The sequence below is a fragment of the Brevibacterium sp. K11IcPPYGO002 genome, from assembly GCF_050920635.1.
GTDB lineage: Bacteria > Actinomycetota > Actinomycetes > Actinomycetales > Brevibacteriaceae > Brevibacterium.
In genome coordinates, this window is sequence record NZ_CP131929.1 from 1,842,947 (window position 1) to 1,866,546 (window position 23,600).

At 64.0% G+C, this 23,600-nt stretch carries 23 protein-coding genes and 1 tRNA gene; 17 read left to right on the forward strand and 7 right to left on the reverse strand.

Annotated elements, in window-relative coordinates:
• Positions 1-14 precede the first annotated feature (14 nt).
• From QYM46_RS08350 to murA, 5 genes are read left to right on the forward strand one after another with little or no spacing between them, the layout of a single operon-like run.
• Positions 15-947, forward strand: a complete 933-nt coding sequence (locus tag QYM46_RS08350) for a F0F1 ATP synthase subunit gamma (RefSeq protein WP_169252113.1) — start codon at positions 15-17, stop codon at positions 945-947.
• Positions 948-973: 26 nt separating this feature from the next.
• Complete coding sequence (gene atpD, locus QYM46_RS08355; RefSeq protein ID WP_432791545.1) at positions 974-2,422, forward strand: F0F1 ATP synthase subunit beta; 1,449 nt, start codon at positions 974-976, stop codon at positions 2,420-2,422.
• A gap of 3 nt (positions 2,423-2,425) precedes the next feature.
• The gene (locus QYM46_RS08360) at positions 2,426-2,686 is read left to right on the forward strand and encodes a F0F1 ATP synthase subunit epsilon (protein WP_025776911.1); all 261 of its coding nucleotides are present in this window, start codon (positions 2,426-2,428) and stop codon (positions 2,684-2,686) included.
• Positions 2,687-2,708: 22 nt separating this feature from the next.
• Positions 2,709-3,176, forward strand: coding sequence for a DUF2550 domain-containing protein (locus tag QYM46_RS08365; protein ID WP_025776910.1), 468 nt, complete (start codon positions 2,709-2,711; stop codon positions 3,174-3,176).
• Positions 3,176-4,489, forward strand: a complete 1,314-nt coding sequence (gene murA, locus QYM46_RS08370) for a UDP-N-acetylglucosamine 1-carboxyvinyltransferase (protein WP_432791546.1) — start codon at positions 3,176-3,178, stop codon at positions 4,487-4,489. The genes QYM46_RS08365 and murA overlap by 1 nt, the downstream gene beginning before the upstream one ends.
• Positions 4,490-4,609: 120 nt before the next feature.
• On the opposite strand, the gene nucS is transcribed toward murA, so the two are convergent.
• The gene (nucS, locus tag QYM46_RS08375) at positions 4,610-5,305 is read right to left on the reverse strand and encodes an endonuclease NucS (protein ID WP_432791547.1); all 696 of its coding nucleotides are present in this window, start codon (positions 5,303-5,305) and stop codon (positions 4,610-4,612) included.
• Between the two features lie 30 nt (positions 5,306-5,335).
• Between nucS and QYM46_RS08380 the strand changes: the two genes are divergently transcribed.
• Positions 5,336-5,632, forward strand: a complete 297-nt coding sequence (locus QYM46_RS08380; RefSeq protein ID WP_432791548.1) for a hypothetical protein — start codon at positions 5,336-5,338, stop codon at positions 5,630-5,632.
• 117 nt (positions 5,633-5,749) lie between these two features.
• Here QYM46_RS08380 and QYM46_RS08385 read toward each other — a convergent pair whose 3' ends face one another.
• Entirely contained in the window at positions 5,750-7,399 is a 1,650-nt protein-coding gene (locus tag QYM46_RS08385) for a cell division protein (protein WP_432791549.1), read from the reverse strand.
• Between the two features lie 233 nt (positions 7,400-7,632).
• Between QYM46_RS08385 and QYM46_RS08390 the strand changes: the two genes are divergently transcribed.
• The 9 genes from QYM46_RS08390 (at position 7,633) to ettA (ending at position 16,578) form a co-directional block, all read left to right on the forward strand.
• Positions 7,633-8,823, forward strand: a complete 1,191-nt coding sequence (locus QYM46_RS08390; RefSeq protein WP_169252118.1) for an acetyl-CoA C-acetyltransferase — start codon at positions 7,633-7,635, stop codon at positions 8,821-8,823.
• 83 nt (positions 8,824-8,906) lie between these two features.
• Positions 8,907-9,221: a thiamine-binding protein gene (locus QYM46_RS08395; RefSeq protein ID WP_432791550.1), complete on the forward strand. Its 315-nt coding sequence runs from the start codon at positions 8,907-8,909 to the stop codon at positions 9,219-9,221.
• Positions 9,222-9,309: 88 nt separating this feature from the next.
• Positions 9,310-9,516, forward strand: coding sequence for a hypothetical protein (locus tag QYM46_RS08400; protein ID WP_432791551.1), 207 nt, complete (start codon positions 9,310-9,312; stop codon positions 9,514-9,516).
• A 121-nt stretch (positions 9,517-9,637) separates the two neighbouring features.
• Positions 9,638-9,711, forward strand: a tRNA-Arg gene (locus QYM46_RS08405).
• A gap of 124 nt (positions 9,712-9,835) precedes the next feature.
• Positions 9,836-11,533 carry a dynamin family protein gene (locus tag QYM46_RS08410; protein WP_432791552.1) on the forward strand — a complete coding sequence of 566 codons (1,698 nt, stop codon included), beginning with the start codon at positions 9,836-9,838 and terminating at the stop codon, positions 11,531-11,533.
• The gene (locus tag QYM46_RS08415; protein WP_432791553.1) at positions 11,530-13,110 is read left to right on the forward strand and encodes a GTPase; all 1,581 of its coding nucleotides are present in this window, start codon (positions 11,530-11,532) and stop codon (positions 13,108-13,110) included. Before QYM46_RS08410 ends, QYM46_RS08415 begins: the two co-directional genes overlap by 4 nt.
• Positions 13,111-13,300: 190 nt before the next feature.
• Complete coding sequence (locus QYM46_RS08420) at positions 13,301-13,969, forward strand: single-stranded DNA-binding protein (protein WP_432791554.1); 669 nt, start codon at positions 13,301-13,303, stop codon at positions 13,967-13,969.
• A 101-nt stretch (positions 13,970-14,070) separates the two neighbouring features.
• Positions 14,071-14,787: a DUF6993 domain-containing protein gene (locus tag QYM46_RS08425; RefSeq protein WP_169252124.1), complete on the forward strand. Its 717-nt coding sequence runs from the start codon at positions 14,071-14,073 to the stop codon at positions 14,785-14,787.
• Positions 14,788-14,895: 108 nt separating this feature from the next.
• Positions 14,896-16,578, forward strand: coding sequence for an energy-dependent translational throttle protein EttA (gene ettA, locus QYM46_RS08430; protein WP_169252125.1), 1,683 nt, complete (start codon positions 14,896-14,898; stop codon positions 16,576-16,578).
• Between the two features lie 228 nt (positions 16,579-16,806).
• Here ettA and QYM46_RS08435 read toward each other — a convergent pair whose 3' ends face one another.
• Positions 16,807-17,052: a hypothetical protein gene (locus QYM46_RS08435; protein WP_169252126.1), complete on the reverse strand. Its 246-nt coding sequence runs from the start codon at positions 17,050-17,052 to the stop codon at positions 16,807-16,809.
• Positions 17,049-17,957, reverse strand: a complete 909-nt coding sequence (locus tag QYM46_RS08440; RefSeq protein ID WP_432791555.1) for an acyl-CoA thioesterase — start codon at positions 17,955-17,957, stop codon at positions 17,049-17,051. The genes QYM46_RS08435 and QYM46_RS08440 overlap by 4 nt, the downstream gene beginning before the upstream one ends.
• A 95-nt stretch (positions 17,958-18,052) precedes the next feature.
• On the opposite strand from QYM46_RS08440, the gene QYM46_RS08445 reads away from it, so the two are divergent.
• Positions 18,053-18,595 (forward strand): acyl-CoA thioesterase, encoded by a 543-nt coding sequence (locus QYM46_RS08445; RefSeq protein ID WP_432791556.1) that lies wholly within the window; start codon positions 18,053-18,055, stop codon positions 18,593-18,595.
• Complete coding sequence (locus QYM46_RS08450) at positions 18,592-19,263, forward strand: hypothetical protein (protein WP_169252128.1); 672 nt, start codon at positions 18,592-18,594, stop codon at positions 19,261-19,263. Before QYM46_RS08445 ends, QYM46_RS08450 begins: the two co-directional genes overlap by 4 nt.
• On the opposite strand, the gene QYM46_RS08455 is transcribed toward QYM46_RS08450, so the two are convergent.
• The 3 genes from QYM46_RS08455 to pepN are packed head-to-tail and all read right to left on the reverse strand — an operon-like array spanning position 19,264 to position 23,431.
• A complete protein-coding gene (locus QYM46_RS08455) occupies positions 19,264-19,665 on the reverse strand; it encodes a globin (RefSeq protein ID WP_169252129.1) in 402 nt (133 codons plus the stop codon).
• Positions 19,649-20,740, reverse strand: a complete 1,092-nt coding sequence (locus tag QYM46_RS08460) for a mechanosensitive ion channel family protein (protein ID WP_169252130.1) — start codon at positions 20,738-20,740, stop codon at positions 19,649-19,651. Before QYM46_RS08460 ends, QYM46_RS08455 begins: the two co-directional genes overlap by 17 nt.
• Positions 20,741-20,752: 12 nt before the next feature.
• Positions 20,753-23,431, reverse strand: coding sequence for an aminopeptidase N (gene pepN / locus QYM46_RS08465; protein WP_432791557.1), 2,679 nt, complete (start codon positions 23,429-23,431; stop codon positions 20,753-20,755).
• Positions 23,432-23,600 lie beyond the last annotated feature (169 nt).

Here is a 23,600-nt window from a genome sequence, read left to right on the forward strand (position 1 = left end):
GAAAGGAAGAACTGATGGGAGCCCAGCAGAGGGTCTTCAAACAGAAGATCCGCTCGACTCAGTCCTTGAGGAAGATCTTCAAGGCGATGGAGCTCATCGCTGCTTCGCGGATCCAGAAGGCCATTGCCCGCTCGCAGGCGGCAAGCCCGTACGCGAACGCCCTGACCCGGGCCGTGTCGGCAGTGGCCAGCGAGTCGAACGTCGACCACGTTCTCACCACGGAATCGGACAACGTCAAGCGTGCTGCCGTCCTGGTGATCGGTCCCGACCGCGGATTCGCCGGGGCCTATTCGGCGAACCTGCTGCGCGAGGCCGAGGAACTCATTCGGCTGCTGCGCAACGAGGGCAAGAGTGTGGATCTGTTCACGGTCGGCAGCAAGGCCAAGAACTACTACACCTTCCGCGATCGCAAGATCGAGAAGTCCTGGACAGGCATCTCCGAGAACCCGTTGGCCGAGCACGCCCGCGAGATCGGTGAGGCGCTGTTGGAGAACTTCGATCCGGAGTCGGACGACTCCGGGATCGACGAGATCTACATCGTCTTCACCCGTTTCGTCTCCAGCGTCACGCACGACCCGGAATACCGGCGTCTGCTTCCGCTGGAGGTCGTCGACGCCGAAGAGGCATCGGCCGGCGGACAGGCCGGCGGATCGTCCGACGCCCCCGCGTTCCCACTCTACGAGTTCGAACCGAGTGCGGAGGCTGTACTCGACGCTCTGTTGCCGCGATACATCGATTCGCGCATTCTGTCGGCGCTGCTCAGTGCAGCAGCATCCGAGCAGGCATCGCGACAGGCGGCGATGAAGACAGCCACGGACAACGCGGATGATCTCATCAAGACCTACACCCGGTTGGCCAATACGGCTCGCCAGGCGGAAATCACCCAGGAACTCACCGAGATCGTCGGTGGGGCGGATGCCCTCGCGGCATCGGCAGCCGGCGACTGACCGGCGAGAGCAGAGAGAAAGAGACCATGACTGCCACAGCAACGGAAACCTCTCCGGCACAGGGCACTGCCCTCGGCCGGATTTCCCGAGTCATCGGCCCGGTTGTCGACATCGAGTTCCCGCTCGACTCCGTGCCCGAGATCTACAATGCACTGACCGCGTCGGTGGAACTGTCCGAAGGCACCCGGAAGCTGACCTTCGAGGTCGCGCTTCACCTGGGCAACGGACTCGTCCGCGCCGTGTCGCTGCAGCCGACCGACGGCCTCGTCCGCGGACAGGACGTCGTCGACACCGGCGCACCGATCTCCGTTCCCGTCGGAGACGTGACCAAGCACCACGTGTGGAACACCACCGGTGACTGCCTCAACCTCGCCGACGGCGAGGAGCTGGAGATCTCCGAACGGTGGCCCATCCACCGTCCGGCACCGTCCTTCGACGAACTCGAGTCGAAGACCGAGATCCTCGAAGTCGGCATCAAGAGCATCGACCTCCTGACCCCCTATGTCCAGGGTGGAAAGATCGGTCTGTTCGGCGGCGCCGGCGTCGGCAAGACCGTGCTCATCCAGGAGATGATCTTCCGCATCGCGCACAACCACTCTGGCACCTCGGTGTTCGCCGGTGTGGGCGAGCGTACCCGTGAGGGCAACGACCTCATCATGGAAATGGATGAGGCAGGAGTCTTCAAGGACACCGCGCTGGTGTTCGGCCAGATGGATGAGCCCCCAGGCACCCGTCTGCGCGTGGCGCTGTCGGCGCTGACCATGGCGGAGTACTTCCGCGATGTGCAGAACCAGGACGTGCTGCTGTTCATCGACAACATCTTCCGCTTCACCCAGGCCGGCTCCGAGGTCTCGACCCTGCTGGGTCGCATGCCCTCTGCCGTGGGCTACCAGCCCAACCTGGCTGACGAGATGGGTCTGCTGCAGGAGCGCATCACCTCGACGCGTGGTCACTCGATCACGTCGATGCAGGCGATCTACGTTCCCGCCGATGACTACACCGACCCGGCTCCGGCGACGACATTCGCCCACCTCGACGCGACCACGGAACTCAGCCGTGACATCGCCTCGCGCGGTCTGTACCCGGCGATCGACCCGCTCGCATCGTCCTCGCGCATCCTCGATCCGCTGATCGTCGGTGACGAGCACTACCGCGTGGCCAATGAGGTCAAGGCGATTCTGCAGAAGAACAAGGAACTGCAGGACATCATCGCCATCCTCGGTGTCGATGAACTCGGTGAAGAGGACAAGCTCGTCGTTCACCGTGCACGTCGCATCGAGCAGTTCCTCTCGCAGAACACCTACACCGCGGAGAAGTTCACGCAGGTTCCCGGTTCGACCGTGCCGCTGGCCGACACGATCGAAGGCTTCTCGAAGATCTGCTCCGGCGAAGTCGACCACATCCCTGAGCAGGCATTCTTCAACGTCGGTGGCCTTGACGATGTCATGCGCAACTACGAAGAGATGCAGAAGTAAGCCATGGCGACACTCGAAGTGAATGTCGTGGCTGCTGATCGCGAGGTATGGGCGGGTGAGGCCAAGCGCGTCATCGCCCGTACCCTCGACGGCGAGATCGGCATCCTGCCGGGTCACGAGCCCGTGCTGGGTGTCGTCGCCGACGGCGAGGCACGGATTCTCACCCCGGGAGAGGACACCATCAGGGTCAAAGCCGATGGTGGATTCCTCTCGGTGGAGAACAACCGTGTGATCATTGCCGCTGATCAGGCCGAACTTCTCTGATCTGCGCGTTACACTGGCAACCGTGAACCCTTCTGTCCTGCTGATCGTTCTGCTCTCGTTGGTAGGACTCGCGCTTGCTCTGATCGTGGTCGTCACGATCCGACGCAGGTCGATCTCGAAGCTCTCGGGTGCCTTTGACTGTTCCATCAACGTGGGCGAGGAGTACTCTTCTCGCCCACGTTGGCGTTTGGGTGTGGCGGTGTTCTCGGTCACGTCCCTGGACTGGTATCCGGTCTTCGCACTGACGCGCCGTGCCGCATTCCGACTGCCGCGCGCGGATCTGGATATCCTCGTCCGGCGCAAGCCCACCTCCGGTGAGCAGTACTCGGTTCTGCCCGAAGCGGTCGTCGTCGACTGCTCGTACGGCAAGGCGGACGGTCGTCCGCGTTCGGTGTCCCTGGCAATGGACACCGAATCTCTGTCCACGATGGCTTCGTGGCTCGAATCATCACCCCCTGGCTTCAATCCGACGATGGGACGGTTCACCTAATGGATGTCTTCCGCCTGACCGGGCCCGCACAGTTGGCGGGAACCATCGATGTCAGGGGCGCCAAGAACAGCGTCCTCAAGCTCATGGCCGCGAGCCTCCTCGCGGTGGGACGCACCACCATCACCAACGTCCCGGCCATCCTCGACGTGCGAATCATGGTCGAACTGCTCGTCCGCCTCGGCTGCACGGTCGACTATGACGCTGAAGACGGCGTTGTCAGCATCGACGTCCCTGCCGAAGTCGGCATCCAGGCCGACTACGAACTCGTCCGTGCGATGCGGGCGTCGATCTCCGTCCTCGGGCCGCTGACCGCACGGATGCGCGCCGCGCATGTGGCACTTCCCGGCGGAGATGCCATCGGCTCCCGCGGACTCGACATGCACCAGGCCGGGCTCGAGGCTCTGGGAGCAGTCGTCCATCTTGACCACGGTTACTTCGTCGCCGAGGCTCCGAACGGTCTGCGCGGCACCGAGATCGTCCTCGAGTTCCCCTCCGTCGGCGCCACTGAGAACCTCGTCATGGCGGCAACCCTCGCTCAGGGCACCACCACCATCGCCAATGCGGCGCGCGAACCCGAGATCGTCGACATCTGCACGATGCTCGTCGAGATGGGTGCGCAGATCGAAGGAGTGGGCACGTCCGACCTCACCATCACCGGTGTCGAATCGCTGCAGCCGGTGATCCATCGCACAGTCGGCGATCGCATCGTCGCCGGGACTTTCGCCTTCGGCGCCGCCTTGAGCGCAGGTGACGTGACCGTGCGCGGAGTCGGGCTCGACATCATGCCCAACATCGGAATGAAGCTGCGCGATTCGGGCGCCACGGTCGAAGACCTCGGCGAGATCATCCTCGGGGATGGGACCGAAGGCAAGGGGTTCCGTGTCATCGGCGCTCAGCGTCCTCACGCCATCCGGGTCGCCACCATGCCGTTTCCCGGATTCCCGACCGACCTGCAGCCGTTCGTCATCGCATTGAACTCGGTCTCCGACGGAATCGGTCTGCTCTCGGAGAACCTGTTCGAAGCACGCTGGCGCTTCGTCCAGGAGATCGCCCGCCTCGGTGCGAAGGTCCGCATCGACGGCAACCACGCGCTTGTCACCGGCAGCGAGAGCCTCTCCGGCGCCGAAGTCGAGGCCTCCGACATCCGGGCGGGAGCTGGCTTGGTCATGGCCGCACTGCGCGCCGGGGGAGTCACCGAAGTGTCCGGAATCGACCACATCGAACGCGGTTACGAGAACTTCGTCGATAACCTGCGCAGCCTCGGTGTCGACGTCCAGCGGGTCGAGAAGCGAGACATTCTCAACTTCGGCTGAGCTTCCCACGCAACGCTCCTCGTCGAGGAGTCGTCGGCGTCCGAGTCCGGTGGAGCCCTTCCGTGCCCGGTGAGGGATCTGTTCTCGCCGATCTCTTCCTGCGCATAGGGCAGGCCTGGGTCAGAACAGGCGTGTCTCGGGGTCGTCCATTCCGCGGAGAGCATCGTAGTCGAGAACGACGCAGCGGATGCCGCGGTCCTCAGCGAGAGTACGTGCCTGCGGTTTGATCTCCTGAGCAGCGAAGACTCCGTTGACTGGGCTCAGCAGTGGATCGCGATTCATCAGTTCGAGATAGCGAGTGAGCTGCTCGACGCCGTCGATGTCGCCGCGGCGTTTGATCTCCACGGCCACTGACTTCTGCCCGTCGTCACGAGCCAAGATGTCCACCGGACCGATGGCCGTCATGTATTCGCGGCGAACCAGACTGTAGCCCTCGCCGAGGGTCTCGATGTGCTCGGCGAGCAGCTCCTGCAGATGTGCTTCGACACCGTCCTTGACCAGTCCCGGGTCGACTCCGAACTCATAGGTGTCGTCTGCGAGGACCTCGGCGATGGAGATGACGAGCCGGTCGCCGGTCTTCGTCTGAGAGACCTCCCACAGCTCGGTCAGGCCGGCCTCTGCCTGCTCGGCATCGGGCTCGATATGACGAACCGTGCACGGGGGCGTCATCCAGTTCAGCGGCTTATAGGAACCGCCGTCGGAATGGATGAGCACCGAGCCGTCGGACTTGAGCATGATGAGGCGGGTGGCCATCGGAAGGTGGGCGGTCAGACGACCGGCATAATCAACGGAGCATTGGGCTATGACTAGACGCACGCGCTTCAGCCTACGTGAGACAATGACTCAATGCCACGATCTTCATCCTCGCGTCGCAAGAACAAATGGCAGCAGGCACCTCGCGATCTGTCCGACTCCGTGTCAGGTATGAGGACGAGCCGTTCTCTGCCGGACGGAACCTGGTCTGTGCAGACCGTGAATGGAAACGAATCCGGCAAGGTCTATGTCTGCCCCGGCTGCAGCCGCGACGTCAGTGCCGCCTCGAGCCATATCGTCGCCTGGCGGCAGGACGCCCCGCACGGAATCGAGATCGGGGTCGAGAGCAGACGCCACTGGCACCAGCACTGCTTCGACCGCTTCCGGTGATCTCATGCCACCTGCAGTCGGTCGGACGAACGGTCGCCGGCGACCGAGGTGCCACGCCGGAAACGTCGAAGGGACCCGCAACAGCGGGTCCCTTCGTCATGATCGTCTCAGTCGGCCTCAGCGCAGCGAGTTGCGCGAGCGTGAGGTCTTCGAGTTGTTGTTCTTCGAGCCGGAGACCTGCGCATCGATCGAGATGGTGTCCTCGTCGGTGGCACCGTTGGGCAGGTCCTCGCTCGCAGTGTCCTCGGCATCATCGGCGGAGTCGGCATCCGATCCCGGAGCGTTCTTCGAAGCAGGAGTCGACTTCGTCCCTTCGGCCGACTGAGCGGACGTCTTCGCTGAGCTGCTGTCCTGAGGTCCCGTCTGACCCTTCTTCGCAGGTCCGGTCGAGCTCGTGGATTCGGTCTTCGAAGACTCGGCAGTGGTGTCTGTCGACGATGCGTCGTCGGTCGATTTCGCGGAATCGTCGGACTTCTCGTCACCGGTCGACTTCGCCGATTCGTCGGCCGTCGTCGCATTCGAAGAGTCGTCGTCGGCCAGCAGGTCTTCGAGCTCCTGGCCGTCGGCGATCTGCTCGGTGGCGTGAGACGCCGATTCTGCCTTCGCCGGATCCACTGAGTCGCCGCCCATGACCCCGGGCATTGCGAACAGCGAACGGAGCTGATCGAGCTGAGCGGTGATCGTCTTGCGCTGCTTCGTGAGCAGATCGACCTGCGACTGGGCGGAGGCGACATTGCGCTTGGCCTCTGCCGCGGACTCCTCGATGGTCGCCTCGGCGGTGGCCCGAGCTTCGGCGATGAGTGTCTGCGCACGGGACTTTCCGTCGGCGATGATCTCGTCGGCCTTCTTCACTGCGTCGGTGCGAGTCTGCTCGGCACGCTCGGCAGCTTCCTTGGCCTCGGTGTCGGCCTTCGCCGCACGGGCCTGAGCCTCCTCGACGAGCTTCTTGTTCTCGGCCTGTGCCTCTTCGTAGCGTTTCTTGCGTTCGGACTCGGCTTCTTTGCGCTTGTTCGCGAGTTCGACGTCGAAGTCATTTCCGGCCTTCTTCGACGCCTCGTCACGGGCCTTTGCGGCCTTGAGCAGCTCATCGGCCTGTGCCTGTGCAGCGGCCACTGTCTCTTCTGCCTCGGTCTTGGCCTCGGCACGCAGGTCGGCAGCTTCCTTCTCGGCGGTCGCTCGCAGCTCGGAGAGCTCGAGATCCAGACTCTCGCGAGCTTCCTTCGCAGAAGCGGCATTCGCTTCCTTGGCCTGGTTGGTCTCGCGTTCGGTGGTCGCGCTGAGCTCGGCAGCGCGCTTCTCAGCGGCCTTGATCGTCTCTTCGGCGCGCAGCTCGGCCGAGGACGTGATCGCATCGGCTTCCGAACGGGCATTGGACAGAGTGTCGTTGCTCTCGGTGTGCATGCGCGCACGTGCGGAGGCGGCCTCGGCGCGAGCCTTGTTCCGGATCGTCTCAGCGTCGGAATTGGCCTGGGCGAGGGTCTCACGGGCCTGCGATTCGGCGATCTTGAGCAGATGATCGATGCGGCTTCCGGGAGGGCCGGCGGCCTCCGCGTTGTCGTTGGCAGCCTTCTTCAGCTGTGCCTTGGCTTCGGACAGCTCTCCGGCGATCTGCAGCTTCGCCCGATCTGCATTGATGACCTGACTGCGCGCATCGGCCAGAGCCTTGCGGACCGATTCGACCTCGGTGCGCAGCTGCTGCAGACGCGAATCGACTTCACTCTTCTCGTAGCCGCGCATCGCTGTGCGGAATTCTTCGGTGGGCGTCACTGAAGCGAACTCCTGTCATCGTGGAAAGGGGGTGTACTTGGGCTGTCCTCGTCCTACTCTAACGGAGACTCCATGAGTGTTGGGTGCGAATGCGCGAGTGTGGACAGGGGCCGCAGCCAGGGCTGTGCGGACCCAGTGATGCAGGCCACATGGGCCTCGACTAGGCTGGAGGACGTCGAAACGCATACGTGCTGCGGACACGAGTCGCCAGCACGGAAATCCGAGGAGGAAATATGGCTGATGCAGTGATCGTCGCCGGAGCACGGACACCGTTCGGGCGGTTGCAGGGCGAGCTGTCGAAACTCAGCGCCGTCGAGCTCGGCGCCGAAGCCATCGCCGGTGCTCTCGATCGCGCCGGCATCCAGGGCTCCGACGTCGGCTACGTGATCATGGGTCAGGTTCTCCAGGCCGGGGACAGTCAGGGTCCCGGTCGACAGGCTGCAGTCAAGGCCGGCATCCCCATGTCTGTTCCGGCCGTGTCGGTGAACAAGCTGTGCCTGTCGGGGATCAATACGATCACTCAGGCCGCTCAGCTGATCCGCGCCGGCGAGTACGACGTCGTCGTCGCGGGCGGTCAGGAGTCGATGAGCCAGGCCCCGCACATGCTCATGAAGTCCCGTTCGGGCTATAAGTACGGCGATGTCGTCGTCAAAGACCACATGGACTACGACGGTCTCTGGGACGCCTTCACCGATCAGGCCATGGGCGGTTTGACCGAAGAAGCCAACGCCGGTGACCGCGAGTTCTCCCGCGCCGAGCAGGACGCCTTCTCCGCTCGTTCGCACCAGCGCGCTGCGGCGGCACAGGAGACCGGTGCCTTCGCTGATGAGATCGTTCCCGTGACCATCAGCTCGCGCAAGGGCGATGTCACCGTCTCCGCCGATGAGGGGGTGCGCCCGGACACGACGGTCGAGTCGCTGTCCAAGCTGCGTCCGTCCTTCCGCAAGGATGGAACGATCACCGCCGGCAACGCCTCGCAGATCTCCGACGGAGCCTGCGCCGTCGTGGTGATGTCGCGTGAGAAGGCCGAGGAGCTCGGCGCTCCGATCCTTGCAGAGATCCGGTCGCATGCATGGACCGCCGGACCGGACTCGACTCTCCAGCATCAGCCCTCCCAGGCCATCAAGGCCGCCGCCGAACGCGAGGGAGTTGCGGCCGACTCCTTCGATCTCTACGAGATCAACGAAGCCTTCGCCGCTGTCGGTCTGGCCAGCGCGAAGGATCTCGGCATCGACGAGGACAAGGTCAATGTCAACGGAGGCGCCGTTGCGCTGGGCCACCCGATCGGTGCCTCGGGTGCCCGAGTCGTCCTCACGCTTGCCCTCGAGCTCCAGCGTCGAGGCGGCGGCACCGGTATCGCCGCGCTCTGCGGCGGCGGTGGGCAGGGTGATTCGCTCATCGTCACAGTGCCTGCTCGGGCCTGAGCAGAACCGTTCACTCGCAGTCAGAGACATGATGTGGCGGGGAGTCGATCTGCTCCCCGCCGCGCAGGATAGGAAGGACCACCATGCTCGCAGCATTCTCAGTCGCGCCCAGCGGGGGAGAAGGGGCCGATGCGTCGGTCCACGACGCCGTGGCCGCAGCCGTCGAGATCGTCCGCAAGTCCGGACTGCCGCACCGCACGGACTCGATGTTCACGACCATCGAAGGCGAATGGGACGAAGTCTTCGCGGTCATCAAAGACGCCGCCGAGGCGGTCGGTGAGTTCGGCACTCGGGTGTCGCTGGTGGTCAAGGCCGATATCAGACCCGGCTACAACGGAGAGATCGACGGCAAACTCGAGCGTCTGGAGAAGGCGGTCGACGCCCGCGGGGAGTCCTGAGTCCGATTCTTCCGAAATTCTCAGTGACGTGAGTCTCATCTGGCGTTAGTCTTTCTCCATCGGATGCATCGATCGAAGGAGATGGACAATGAATGGTGCAAAGCTCTTCTCTGTTGCCACGGCACTCACGCTCGTCGCGTTGGTGGGCTTCATGCTCGCGGGATTCTTTCCGATCATCGTCGACTTCGCGTTCGGCGTCGAAGCCGCAGCAGTCATCCTGGCGATGACGGGAGTGGTCGCCGTGTCCTTCGTGACAGTGCGCAGATCGATGGAGAACGCGGCCCGTCATTACTGAGGTTCTCCTGCCGAGCTTCCACGGCAGCGATCCGGCCCCGGTTCGCGGCGGCGACTGAGACAGTCCCCACCGAGCCGGGGCCGCTTTCTGTTCTCATCCGGGCATCGGTTACGATATTTGAGCCTCCGTAGCTCAGTCGGATAGAGCAACCGCCTTCTAAGCGGTAGGTCGCGGGTTCGAGCCCCGCCGGGGGCGCTTCTCATGCCCGCGGCCGGCTATCGGGCGGATTCGACCGGTCTGCTCAGCCGCTGAGCAATTCCGCGCCGATACGGCGTGGCAGTTGGTGCGGAGCTGGGAAAACATAGAGAGTGGAGGCGTGATGACTGAGAGCAAGAGCGCCGTGACGCCGCCGGTCGGCCAAGCGTTGAACGATATCGTCAAGCGAGTGTCGGAGACGCGCTTCACCCTGCGCAGCGAAGACTTCGCCGACGCTCGCACAGCACACTCGACACTGAGCGCCGAACTCAACGACTACGTGCTGCCGCGGATCAACCGTTCACGGACTCCGTTCCTCATCGCAGTGGGCGGTTCGACCGGCGCAGGCAAATCGACTCTGGTCAATTCCCTCGTGGGCCGCAACGTCAGCCCCGCCGGAGTGCGTCGACCGACGACGGGAAACCCGGTCGTCATCTTCAATCCCGCCGACGCCAAGTTCTTCGAATCGGAGCACTATCTGCCTGATCTGCCGCGCAGCTCCGATCCGCAGTCGAGCGTGCCCGGAGTCGTCCTCATCGCCGATGAGAACATCGAAGCGGGCACAGCCGTCCTCGACTGCCCCGATATCGACTCCGTTTCGGAGACGAACCGTGCACTCTCGCGCAGGGTGCTGCTCAGCGCAGATCTGTGGCTGTTCGTGACGACGGCGAACCGGTACGCCGATGCCGCCCCGTGGGCTCTGCTGAAGACAGCCGCGGCGCGAAGCACCTCGGTCGCCATCGTCCTCGATCGGGTTCCGCCCGAAGCCAACCGCGAAGTCAGGCATCATCTGTCCAGTCTGCTCTCTGATGCGGGACTGGCGAACTCACCGATCTTCTCCGTCGCCGAGCTCGAACTCGAAGAGGGGCTGCTCCCTCATGCGGCGATCTATCCGATTCGCTCGTGGATCTCTCAGGTCGGAACGGAGGGTACCTCCCTCGAGCGCATCCGCAGTCGCACGCTCACAGGCGCGATCTCTGCCCTGCCCGCACGAGTTCGCGAACTCGCCGATTTCGCTGAGAATCAGGAATCGGCCCACAACGCTCTGGCCGGTTCATTGGAGAAGAGCTTCCGAGCCGCGCAATCGGGACTCGTCGACGTCTTCTCCGACGGACGCGTCCTGCACGGAGAAGTCAATGCCCGCTGGCAGGACTTCGTGGGCACCGGACAGCTGTTCCGCGGTCTGGAGCCGACGATGGCTCGGATGCGCGATCGCATCTCCGCTGCGGTGACCGGCAAACATGACGCGGCCACACCTCTGCACGTGGCGATTCTGCGCAGTGCGGCGGTCTCCCTGCGGGAACAGGCCATCGACGCGGTCGATCAGGTCAATGCCGAGTGGCGCAATACGGCTGCGGGCGCGGCCCTCATCGAAGACCAGCCTGAACTGCGCACGGTCGGTGCCGGACTCGAAGATGCGGTGAAGTCGGCAGTGAGCACGTGGTCCGACGAGGTCAATGCGCTTGTGCGCGATATCGGTCAGGGTAAGAAGTCCAAGGCTCGAATCCTCTCCTTCGGCGTTGCAGGCGTGTGCGCTGTCGTCGAATACGCGGCCTTCTGGGATCCGCAGCGCACCGACGGTGCCGGGCAGACCACTCGGCAGGGAGCCGGAGTCGCATTCAATCTCGCAGAGACGATCTTCGGAGCGGACGAGGCCGCCGGACTCATCGCATCGATCCGTCAGCGCTTCCTCGATGCCGCTGTCGGGATCGTCACGGGCTGTCGGACTCCCTTCGACAACGCACTGAGACTATCCGCGGTACCGGCGCGGCAAGCGGGCGCCCTGCGCGCCTCCGGTGAACGACTTGAGGTGGCATTGTGAACAGTTCTGCACAGACCGAGATCCGGCGCCTCGCCGATGGAATCCGACATGCGCTGTCACTGAGTGAAGACAAGCTGGCCGGGGACGTTCGCACCGATGCCCAGAATCTGCTCGACCGGGCCGAAGACCGGCTGGGTCTGGGCGAGGACTTCACGGTCGTGGCGTTCGCCGGGTCGACAGGCTCCGGCAAGTCCTCGCTGTTCAACGCGGTAGCCGGTCTCGAGATCGCCCGTGTCGGCGTGCGTCGACCCACGACCTCACGCCCGACCGCATGCGTCTGGGGCGAAGGCGGCAACGATGTCCTCGACTGGCTGCACGTGCCCGAACGCAGCCGCACCTGGCGCGAATCGGCACTCGATGGCGACGATCAGAGACGCCTGCACGGACTGATCCTGCTCGACCTGCCGGACCACGACTCCACGGCTGTCGAGCACCGTGTCGAGTCGGATCGCCTGGTGGGACTCGTCGACGTCGTGTTCTGGGTCGTCGACCCACAGAAGTACGCCGACTTCTCACTGCATTCGGAGTACCTGACCAAACTCGCCGAAAACAGTGCGAACATGGTCGTCGTCCTCAACCAGATCGACAAACTCAGTCCGGAGGAGCAGAAAGCCGCAACCGATCATCTGCGCCAGCTGCTCAACGAAGATGGGCTGAGCGAGACGAACGTGCGCATCTCCTCGGCAGTGTCCCGAGAAGGCATCCCGGAGATCCGCAGCATCCTCGCCGATACCGTCGACTCCAACGATGCCGCGGCCGAGAGGCTGCTGGCCGATATGCAGGCGATGGCCAAACGGATCCGGAAGGAACTCGGAGAACCGGTCTCCTCCCCGGACGAATTGGCAGGCGCGTCCCGACTGGTCGAGACGATGTCGGAAGCCGCCGGTGTCGAAGCTGTGGCGCAGACGGTGCACGACGATTACATCCGCCGTGCCTATCGGAAGACAGGCTACCCTGTCCTCGCATGGGCACAGCGCAACGCGCCCGACCCTTTGGGTGCCAAGCACGGTCAGGACCGGGACGAGCTCGTCCGCGCCTCGGTGCCGGCGACGACGAGGGCCCAGAGCTCCCATGTCCGTCTCATGGCTCACGAACTCATCGCAGAATCCGTGTCGACCATGCCGCAGGCCTGGCAGAACGAGGCCGCGGCGGCGGAGAAGAAGAGCACGGACGAACTGTCTCAGAACCTCGACTCGGCCGTGACAGCTGTGGAGATCACCCGGCAGAGTCCCGGTTGGTGGTCGCTGGCACATACCCTGCAGATCATCTTCTTCGTCGCCTCGCTCATCGGTCTCCTCGGCATCATCGTCTCCGCACTCGTCGCCGCGATCGGGTCGGGTGCCCTGCCGGCATGGTGCTGGATCGTCAGCTGCGGTCTGTTCGTGATCGGCTGCATCGGCTCCTTCGTGACTTCGCTGATGGCGAAGTCCGCGCGGGCCAGAGGTGCCGAAGAGGCCGCCGCCGAAGTCGACGGCAGGCTGCGAGACGCGGTCGGTGGCGTCGCTCAGAGCTCGTATCTCAATCCGGTGAAGACCGTCATCGGAGAGCATCGACGGGCCTACGAGATGCTCGACTGAGTCGCAGACACGCACCTTCGACTCGAACACACAACGTGTGCGACTTCGACCCTGATGCCCTGTGGACACAGAACCACTGTCCACAGGGCATTTTCTGACCCTGGACAGCGGACCGGAGGATCGGGCTGACTGGAGATCCATGCGGACACCGCAGACCGCATGGTTTCATCACACCGATTTGGAGACACCGATGTCCGCAATCCCGATCACCGTCACCGGCACCATCGCCACAGAACCGACCGCACGCACACTTCCCTCCGGACGTGCCTGCGCCTCCTTCAGGCTGGCCGTCAATCATTGGAGAGTCGATAAGAGCACAGGCGAATTCATCGACGACGGAACCTCGTGGTTCGGCGTCGACTGCTACGGCGAGCTGGCCAGCAATTCCGCGATGTCGCTGACCACCGGGGCTGCGGTGATCGTGACGGGCAGTCTGAGGAACCGGGAATGGGCCACCGAGGAGCGCAGCGGAATCTCGCCGACTGTGGTTGCCGAGCACATCGGCCCCGATCTGAGATACGGAACTGCTCACTACAAGCGGGCGAAGGCAACCGATCGCTCACAGCCGCCTGCCACACAGACGACCACCGCGTCGGCCGGCTCGCCCGGTGCGGTCTGGGACGTCTTGGAACCCTCCCCGCCGGACACCGGCACCGGAGACAGCGAGAGCCTCGCCCCGCGGGGGCCGGACAGGGCGACCGGGACAGGCGGGGAGGACGATCGCGGGACCGAAGCCGATGGCGGGACCGAACGCGACGTCACCATCGATTCCCCGGAAGCTGTGGGGTCAGACAGCAAGACGGGAGACGAAGACGATCCGATCGCACGTGAGACTGCGAACGCCGCAGCGCCGTTCTGACCACATGGACTCGACGGTCCGAGGTCGACTTGCTGCCGCGCTCGGTACGCGCGATCCGCTACAGTGAGATTGTCAATCGTCCCCTCTCGCCGAGGATTCAGATGCGTCTCGTTCCTGTGCTGGGTGCCGCAGCACTGACTCTGGCACTGTCAGGCTGTTCACTTCTCGGCTTCGGCGCCGATGACTCGCAGCCGCAGCCGAAACAGACCCAGGCGAAGCCCGTTGCCGAAGTCGACAAGGTGCTCAAGGCACTCAAGCCGCTGACGGGCGACAAGGAAGCGGTGCCGTCGACGAAGAAGTTCTTCACCACGATGCTCGACGCCGGATATGACCCCGAGCAGCTCGAGGCGACGATCGACGAATCTCCCCTGGGCAATGAGGTTCCTTCGAAGATGTTCGGCGTCAAGACCGACAAAGGCTGTGTCGTCGGCGAGATACGCAAGGGCAAAGCCACCGCCGACCTCGTCCAGCCGACCGAATCGACCGGCTCCTGCCTGTTCGGCGAGGTCGAACGGCCGAAGGGAGTCAAAGCGCCGAAGGGTGAGAAGCGCGACGAAGACGGTGACTCCAACGGTGCCGGCCACCTGCCCGGCGAGGATATCAACGGCGAAGATGGTGAGACCGAGAGTCCAACGCCGAGCGGTGACGACTCTGAGTCGGCGAGCACCGGGGGAGCGGAAGGGACTGCGGGCTCCGAAGGGGCCGAGGGTTCGGACAGTTCCCAAGGCACCGACGGGACATCCGGGGAAGGCGGATCCGGGGAGACCTCGAACGAGGGCGACTCCTCCGGCGAAGCCCCCTCACTCGGCGGCGGCTGAACAGTCCCACACGGTCGATGCACCGCCTCGGCGGCTGGTGAACAACCCCGGGGTCTGCCGAGCGCCAAGTAGCGCTGGGGTGCGCCGAACCGATAGCCTGAGTGCACTATGGCCGAATTCATCTACACCATGCACAAGGCGCGCAAAGCGCACGGTGACAAAGTCATCCTCGACGATGTATCGATGTCGTTCTATCCCGGAGCGAAGATCGGTATGGTCGGCCCCAACGGCGCCGGCAAATCAACGATTCTCAAGATCATGGCGGGAATCGAGCAGCCCTCCAACGGTGAAGCTCGACTCAGCCCCGGGTATTCGGTGGGCATCCTCATGCAGGAACCGCCGCTGAACGAGGAGAAGACCGTCCTCGGCAACGTCGAAGAAGGCGTCGGCGAGATCAAGGCGAAAGTCGACCGCTTCAACGCGATCTCCGAGGAGATGTCCAACCCCGATGCGGACTTCGACGCCCTCATGGAAGAGATGGGCAAACTGCAGGAGGCCATCGACGCCGCAGATGCTTGGGATCTCGACTCCCAGCTCGAACAGGCGATGGACGCTCTGCGGTGCCCACCGCCGGACGCGGACGTCTCTGTTCTCTCCGGTGGCGAACGCCGCCGGGTGGCGCTGTGCAAGCTGCTTCTCGAGAAGCCCGACCTGCTGCTCCTCGACGAGCCGACCAACCACCTCGACGCGGAATCGGTGCTCTGGCTCGAGCAGCACCTGAAGACCTACCCGGGCGCTGTCATCGCGATCACGCACGATAGGTACTTCCTCGACCACGTGGCCGAATGGATCGCCGAAGTCGACCGCGGACACCTCTACCCATATGAGGGCAACTACTCGACGTACCTCGAGAAGAAGCAGGAGCGCCTCCAGGTCCAGGGCAAGAAGGACGCGAAACTCGCCAAGCGACTCAAGGACGAACTCGAATGGGTCCGTTCGAACCCGAAGGCGAAGCAGACGAAGTCGAAGGCCCGTCTGGCGCGCTACGAAGAGATGGCAGCCGAAGCGGAGAAGACGCAGAAGCTCGATTTCGAAGAGATCCAGATTCCAGCCGGCCCCCGCCTCGGTGATGTCGTCATCGAAGCGGACAAGATCGAAAAGGGCTTCGACGGGCGCACACTCATCGACGGGCTCAGCTTCTCACTGCCGCGCAACGGCATCGTCGGTGTCATCGGCCCCAACGGCGTCGGCAAGTCGACGCTGTTCAAGACGATCGTCGGTATGGAAGAGCTCGACGGAGGAAACCTCAAGGTCGGAGAGACTGTGAAGATCTCCTACGTCGATCAGTCCCGCGGCGGAATCGATCCGGACAAGAACCTGTGGGAAGTCGTCTCCGACGGACTCGACTTCATCCAGGTCGGCAAGGTGGAGATGCCCTCCCGCGCCTATGTCTCCGCGTTCGGATTCAAAGGCCCGGACCAGCAGAAGAAGGCGGGAGTCCTCTCGGGCGGTGAGCGCAACCGCCTCAACCTCGCGCTCACACTCAAACAGGGCGGAAACCTGCTCCTGCTCGATGAGCCGACGAACGATCTCGACGTCGAAACCCTCGGCTCTCTGGAGAACGCACTCCTCGAGTTCCCCGGCTGTGCCGTGGTCGTCTCGCACGATCGCTGGTTCCTCGACCGCGTCGCCACCCACATCCTCGCGTGGGAAGGCACTGAGGAGAGCCCGGCGAACTGGTATTGGTTCGAAGGCAACTTCGAAGCCTACGAGAAGAACAAGGTCGAACGACTCGGCGAAGACGCAGCCCGTCCGCATCGAGTCACCCACCGCCGTCTCACCCGAGACTGATCTCAGTCCGGTCTGAGCCGCTTGGGTTCCGACTCGTCCTTCGCAGGCACAGTGATGCCCCGGTCGATCCGACCGGGGCATCACTGTGCCTGTGCTGATTCGATTCCCCGCGTACGCTGGGGCTGTCCACAAACTCTGGGGCTGTCCGCGGAACCTGAGTCCCGAACCAGGCCGACCCGTCTGTGCGCCCGGGTTCGACGAGGCCGTGCGGGCGAGCCGGGCTGTGAGTCAGTCCTGCGAGCGGCTGGTGAGTCCGCCGAGGCGCGCGATCCCTCTGAACAGGAGACGCAGGAGGATCGTGCCGATGACTCCGCACAGAACGGCGAGCAGCCCGCAGATCGCCACATGCAGATCCGTGCGTCCCATGAACGCCACGAGGCTGAGCAGCCCGATGACGAGAAACAGCGCCACGTTGACCAGTCGGCTGAGGATGGTGCCGATGATATCCATCATCGTCGGCTCCTGACGCGTCACGGAACGTCCTTGACCCGGACCATGCCCTCCTGGGCCACGGTGGCCAGCAGGGTTCCGTCCTGAGCGAAGATGCGCCCGTAGCCGAGCCCGCGTCCGCCCTGCGCAGCAGGAGACTCCTGCACATAGAGCATCCATTCGTCGACGCGCACTCGGTGGTGCCACCACATGGCATGGTCGAGACTGGCCACGCGCAGACCCGGGGTCCGCCAGGTCAGTTCGTGGTGACGCAGCACCGGCTCGAGCAGATTGAAGTCACTGGCATAGGCCAGAGCGGCGGCATTGAGCACGGGATCGTCTCCGAAATTCGCGCCGGCCCGGAACCAGGAATGCTGTTCGGTGATGGAGGGATCGGACACGCCCGACGTGTGCAGGGACGGCTCGATCGGACGGACTTCGAAAGGACGCTTCTTCAGCCAATCGCTGACGAGCGGAGAATCCTCGTCGCCGAGGTAGTCGAGCAGTTCCGGGCAGTCCTCGGGAGCCGGCAGATCGGTCGGCATCTGCTCGGCATGGCTGAGGCCGGGCTGCTCGTCCTGGAAAGACGCGCTCAGCGACAGGATCGGCGCACCCTTCTGATACGCGTGGACTCGGCGGGCCGAGAACGAACGGCCGTCGCGCAGCCGCTCGACTCCGAACTCGATGGGTTCGCTGACATCGCCGGCGCGCAGGAAATATCCGTGGAGCGAATGGATCAGGCGGTCGCTGGGAAGCGTGGCAGCGGCCGCCACGACACACTGTGCGAGCACCTGCCCGCCGAAGACCCGACCGTCTGGTTTGTATTGGCTGTGACCGATGAAGAAATCCGTTTCGCTGGAGGCCGCGGTGAACTCGAGCCTGCGCAGGGCGAGGATCTCGTGCAAGGTCGCTACGTTCGCCTCCGCTTCGGTGGATGCTTCGTCGGTCATGGGCTTCTCCCTCGGATGACTGGGCCAATCGTGCGTACGAGTCACGATCCTATCGCGTGCGGCATCGGCGTGATGAAGGTGGCATGATGGGTTGCATGCATTCAGGCGCCACCAACCCCCTTCTCGACGAATTCACCCGCGTTCTGCTGGAACTGAGATGGGGTGATATGGATGCCTACGGCCACGTGAACAACGTCACTCAGCTCAAATTATTGGAGGAGGCGAGAGTCCGGGCCCTCGGCTCTCCCACCCACAGCTCCGACGCGCCGATTACGCCGGGGCAGCACGGGGTGTCCGCGACGGTCAGCGGAGTCGAGATCCCGACGATCTTCGCCGCCGCCTCGGCCACGACCGAACTGCTCGTCGCGTCCCATGCGATCGAATACCGCGCTCCGATTCCCTATCGCACCGGACCCATCGCCGTCGATCTCGTCATCAGCGATGTGCGACCCGCCTCGGTGACGGTGGGCTATGTCATCTGCGAACCGGACGGTTCGCGCACCTACACGGTCGCGGAAACCGTCATCGTCTTCATCGATATCAGCAGCGGCCGGCCCCGACGACTCAGCGATGTCGAGACCGCGGCCATGGAGTCGGTGCTCGGCACGCCCGCGCCGCTGCGGAGGGCAGGCCGATGACTGATCTGCACATCAACGACCCGCTGGCGATGCGAGATCTCTCCGCGTTCGCTTCGCTGGCGCACCGGGCGGATGCCGACGGCGCGATGCGCCTGCAGGTCGTCTCCGACGTCCTTGCCGCCACGGTGGCCCCGCTCTACCCACACGGGCTCGGCGACTCGACGCCGCTGGTGCTGGCCATGCGGATGCTGCGCCTGGACGACCACGAACAGGACGGCTTCGACGAGGCGGTGCCGCTGTCGAATCTCCTCGATCGCTTTGCACGCGACGAGAACGGAACCACTCTGCCGGTGCCGCCGAACTCCGTCCTCGTGTCGTGGACGGGGATCGCACCTCCGCGCGGAGGCTGGGGCGAATACGACACGACCACGGTCGGACGGCTCCACGAGACGGCGGAGGCAGGGATCGCAGAGATCAGCACCGGTGCGCCCGAGGGATCCGGAGGGCACGCGGTCAAGGCCCTGCGCTCTCGAGTGTGGTCACGCGAGATGCTCGGTGAGCAGTCCACCGCGATGCCCGGTGGATTGGCCTTCGCCGCCGCTGCTCTGCGCTTCATCCCGCCCGCTGGTCGCGATGACGATCGGCAGCTGCGCATCATGGAGTCCGGAGGCTGGCTGCGCCTCGTCGCCCCGGGCGGTCATCTGCTCACACGCGCTCGGAGCCGGTGATCAGCGGATGTTCGGATTCGTGTTGACCATCGCGGTCGCCGCCCGCTGGAAGTAGTCCCAGAACATCTCGTCGTACAGCGGCGGCAGGCTCACATCGTCGAGCGCTGCGCGCATGCAGCGCAGCCAGCGGTCCCGGGCATCGAAATCGATCGGATAGTCGAAATGCCGCATCCGCAGTCGCGGGTGACCTCGTTGCTCCTGATAGGTCGACGGACCGCCGAAATACTGTTCGAGGAACATCTGCAGACGATGCTTGGCTCCCTCCAGCTCATGGCCGTCCGGATACATCGCAATGAGCTCGGCATCCGCGTCGACGTGCTGGTAGAACACGTCGACGAGGCGGGTGAACGTGTCATGCCCGCCGACGGCTTCGAAGATGGAACCGTCAGTTGTCTGCGACATCACTCGATCCTTCACTGGGGGAGTCTTCCTGGACGGTGCTGCGGATCTCCTGGTCACCCGGCAGCGGCGAAGGATTCTCGGAGTCGGTGGCGACCGCGGGACCCATCGTCTTCTCCTCGGAGGGCAGAGTGCGCAGAACCGTCTCCTGCACCATACCGATCTGTCCGCCGCGCTTGGCCAGCTGGGTCATCAGCTCGGCGCGGAAGGCACGCTCGACCATCCACTGCAGGTTCGGTTTGGTCTTGACCATGGTGCGGATGACTCGGTGGGAGCCCGACAGCGACTGGACTCCGGCGATCTCCGGATCCTCGAGCATCGCATTGGACAGCTCGGGATCCTTCCGCAGAGAGCGGGTGATGTCAGCGGTCATCGTACGGTACTCATCCATCGAGGTCCGGTAGTCGATGGGGATGTCGAGGACGGCGCGAGCCCACCCCTGGGACAGATTGCCCACACGCAGGATCTCACCGTTGCGCACATGCCACAGGGTGCCGGTGAGGTCACGGATCTGAGTGCGACGCAGGCCGACGTCCTCCACTTCGCCGACGGCTTCGCCGAGGTCCACGGTGTCACCGATTCCGTACTGGTCTTCGATGACGATGAAGAATCCGGACAGGTAGTCGCGGACGAGCTCCTGAGCACCGAAGGCAATGGCCACACCGGCGATGCCGGCGGATGCGAGGATCGGGGCGATGTTGAAGCTCAGCGCATCGAGGATCATGAGGATCGCGATGACACTGACGAGGATCGTCGTCACCGATGAGAGCATCCGACCCACGGTCTTCGCCCGCTGAGCTCGGCGCTGCTTGATCGTCTGCTCGTCGATCCCGGTCCGTTGCGCCTCGAGCGCTGTGGCCGAGAATTTCGTCCGGCCGGCGCTTTCGGCCTTCTCGCTGCCGACGGTGCCCTTGGCCACCGCGGTGGTGAACCGGCGGATGAAGAGTCGGATGATGAGGTTGACGACGATGGCGCCGATGATGATGACGGTGATCTTCAGCGGCGCGCCGAGGAGGAAGGTTCCCCAGTCGAAGTCACTTGCATTCTGAACAGTGGAATCTATTGCATCGGTTGTCATGATTTTTCGAGACTAGCTGTGAAGGTTCAATGATCGCTTGGAAGTGCTGGACACACGCTGAACTTCCAGTGCGCGCTGGGCGTCGGCGAGGTTCTCCCGCATCAGCCGCACCAGGCCCTTCGGCGCGGAAGGATGATCGTCGAGCCACAGGGAAGTGGCGTCGACTGTGGCAGAACTCACCGGCGGGTAAAGCCGCAGAGTCATCGTCTGCGCCATCTCCAGCGTGCGCGTCTCCCACCAGCCGGCCACCCGGGCGAAGTACTCCTCGGTGAAGGTCCTCAGCGGTGCCTCGGCGGCGATGAGCTCGCCGGAGGCCGTCTGCAGGCCGGTTCCGAAGCCGAGTGCGAGTGCCCCGAGTTCGGAGTTCGGCAGGTCGGCATCGTCGAGGATGCGGGTGAAGGTTCGCGATTTCGACGCCGAGGTGGGGCGACTGGCCCGTGCGGTCGCGGCGTGGCGCACACCGGTGGCGCTGGGGTCCTTCCGGCTAATCTCTTCGACTGCGGAATCGTCGACTGCGTCGTTCGAGCACAGCCCGATGATGATCTCCCACGTCAGGTCGGTGTCCAGAGCGATCCCACAGACGCGTTCCGTCTCCGGCCGCAGCCAGGACTTCAGACGGTCCAGTTGACCGGGTGTGGTCGCATGGCGAATGAACCCGCGTACGAGCTGGAAGGCCTGATCCGTTCCCTCTTCGCTCGTCTCGAGCACCTCGATGAAACGGTCAGCCACCTCGGCGTGCATCGTCTCCCGCTCCTGTGGCGGCAGATAGGAGGCGACCGCAGTGTCGAGCTGTCGCATCTGCGTGAGCAGTCCGGACGAATGGGTGATGGCTCGAAGGTGGGTGAGCACCGTGTCGATGTAATCCTGAACAGGACGTTCACCGTCACGGACCTCATCCCACAGGGTGGCCAGAACGAGCAGCTGGGTGAGCGAATCGTCGAAGTCGCCCAGCCTGCGAGCCGCCGTATCCATGCTGCGGGAGTCGAAGCGGACTTTCGCATAGCTGAGGTCCGCGTCGTTGACGACGATGACATCCGGCCGGGGCAGGCCTCGGGCCTCGTCCACGTCGGCGGATTCCCCGTCGATGTCGAGGGGGAACGAATGGGTGCGCTCGAGACGTCCCTGCCCGTTGTCCGAATAGAAGCCGACGGCCAGCCGGTGAGGTCGCAGGGACGGGGTGGGCTGTCCCGGAATCGACCAGGGCCGCTGAGTCACCTGGAGGGTCGCGATCGTCTGTTCGTCCGCCCCCGATTCCTCTGCTGCCGGCTCACCGTCCGCGGTGGTGATCACGGCCTCGAGGAGGTTGACCCCGGATTCTTCGAGCCACAGCTTCGACCAGCGCTCCAGATCCCGGCCCGAGGTGGCCTCGAGCTCGGTGAGGAGATCGGAGAGCTCGGTGTTCGACCACGCATGCTTGTCGAAGTAGCTCCTCAGTCCGGCGAAGAATTCGTCCCGACCGACCCAGGCCACCAGCTGCTTGAGCACCGATGCGCCCTTGGCATAGGTGATCCCGTCGAAGTTGACCTCGACGTCGGCGAGGTCCTCGATCGGGGCGACGATGGGGTGTGTGCTCGGCAGCTGATCCTGTCGGTAGGCCCAGGACTTCTCGATCGTGGCGAAGGTCGTCCACGCATCGGCGAACTCGGTGGCTTCGGCCGTCGCCAGGGTCGACATGAACTCGGCGAAGGATTCGTTGAGCCACAGATCGTTCCACCAGCGCATGGTCACCAGGTCGCCGAACCACATATGAGCGAGTTCGTGGAGGATTGTGACCGTGCGGCGTTCGACCAGTGCTTCTGTGGGGCGGGAGCGGAACACGTAGTTCTCGAGGATCGTCACGGCACCGGCATTCTCCATGGCTCCGGCATTGAACTCGGGCACGAAGAGCTGATCGTACTTCTCAAACGGGTAGGAGACGCCGAATTCGCGTTCGAAGAACTCGAAGCCGGCCTTCGTGATCCGGAACAGCTTCGTCGCATCGAGGTGTTCGAGCAGGGATGCGCGGCAGTAGAGGCCCAGCGGCACAATCGACCCGTCGGAGGATGTCAGCTGCGAATGCACGGACTCGTACGGGCCGGCGATGATCGCGGTGATATATGACGAGATCGGTGTGGTGGGGGCGAACTGCCACACCGCCATGCCGTCCTGCTGGGCCTCTCCGAGTTCGGTGAAGGTCTCCTTCGGGTCGCTGGGTGTCGGAGTGGGCGAGTTCGAGACGACGGTCCACTTCTCCGGTGCGACGACGGTGAAGGAGTACGGAGACTTGATATCGGGCTGTTCGAAGACGGGGAAGACACGGCGAGCGTCGGGGACCTCGAACTGGGAGTAGAGGTAGACCTCGTCATCGATCGGGTCGACGAACCGGTGCAGGCCCTCTCCGGTGTTCATATAGGTGAAGTGGGCGTCGACGATGAGTTCGTTCTCAGCGGCGAGGCCGGGAAGGGTGATACGGGCCGGTGCGACCACCTCGGCGAGGTCGAGGTCGGTGCCGTTGAGGCGGACGCGCTCGACACTGGCGGTGATGGCATCGATGAACGTCGTCGAATCCGGTGCTGCAGTGAAGCGGATACGTGAGCGGACGCGGAAGCTCTCACCAACTCCTGTGAGGATCAGGGTGTGCTCGTAGCTCGAAACGTCCACGATGGCGGAGCGTTCGCGTGCTTCGTCGCGGGTGAGGTTGTGTTGCGGCACTGTGAGGCGACCTTTGCTTCGGGAACCGGGTGTACTCGGTCATTCTTTCATGGACATTCGCTCCTCGTGCGATATCGGCACCACTGATCGGGATTCGACCGCTCTCCCCGCTCTCGGCCGCTCTTGATAGATTGAACACCGACACGATGGGTACCCGGCATGGGGCCCG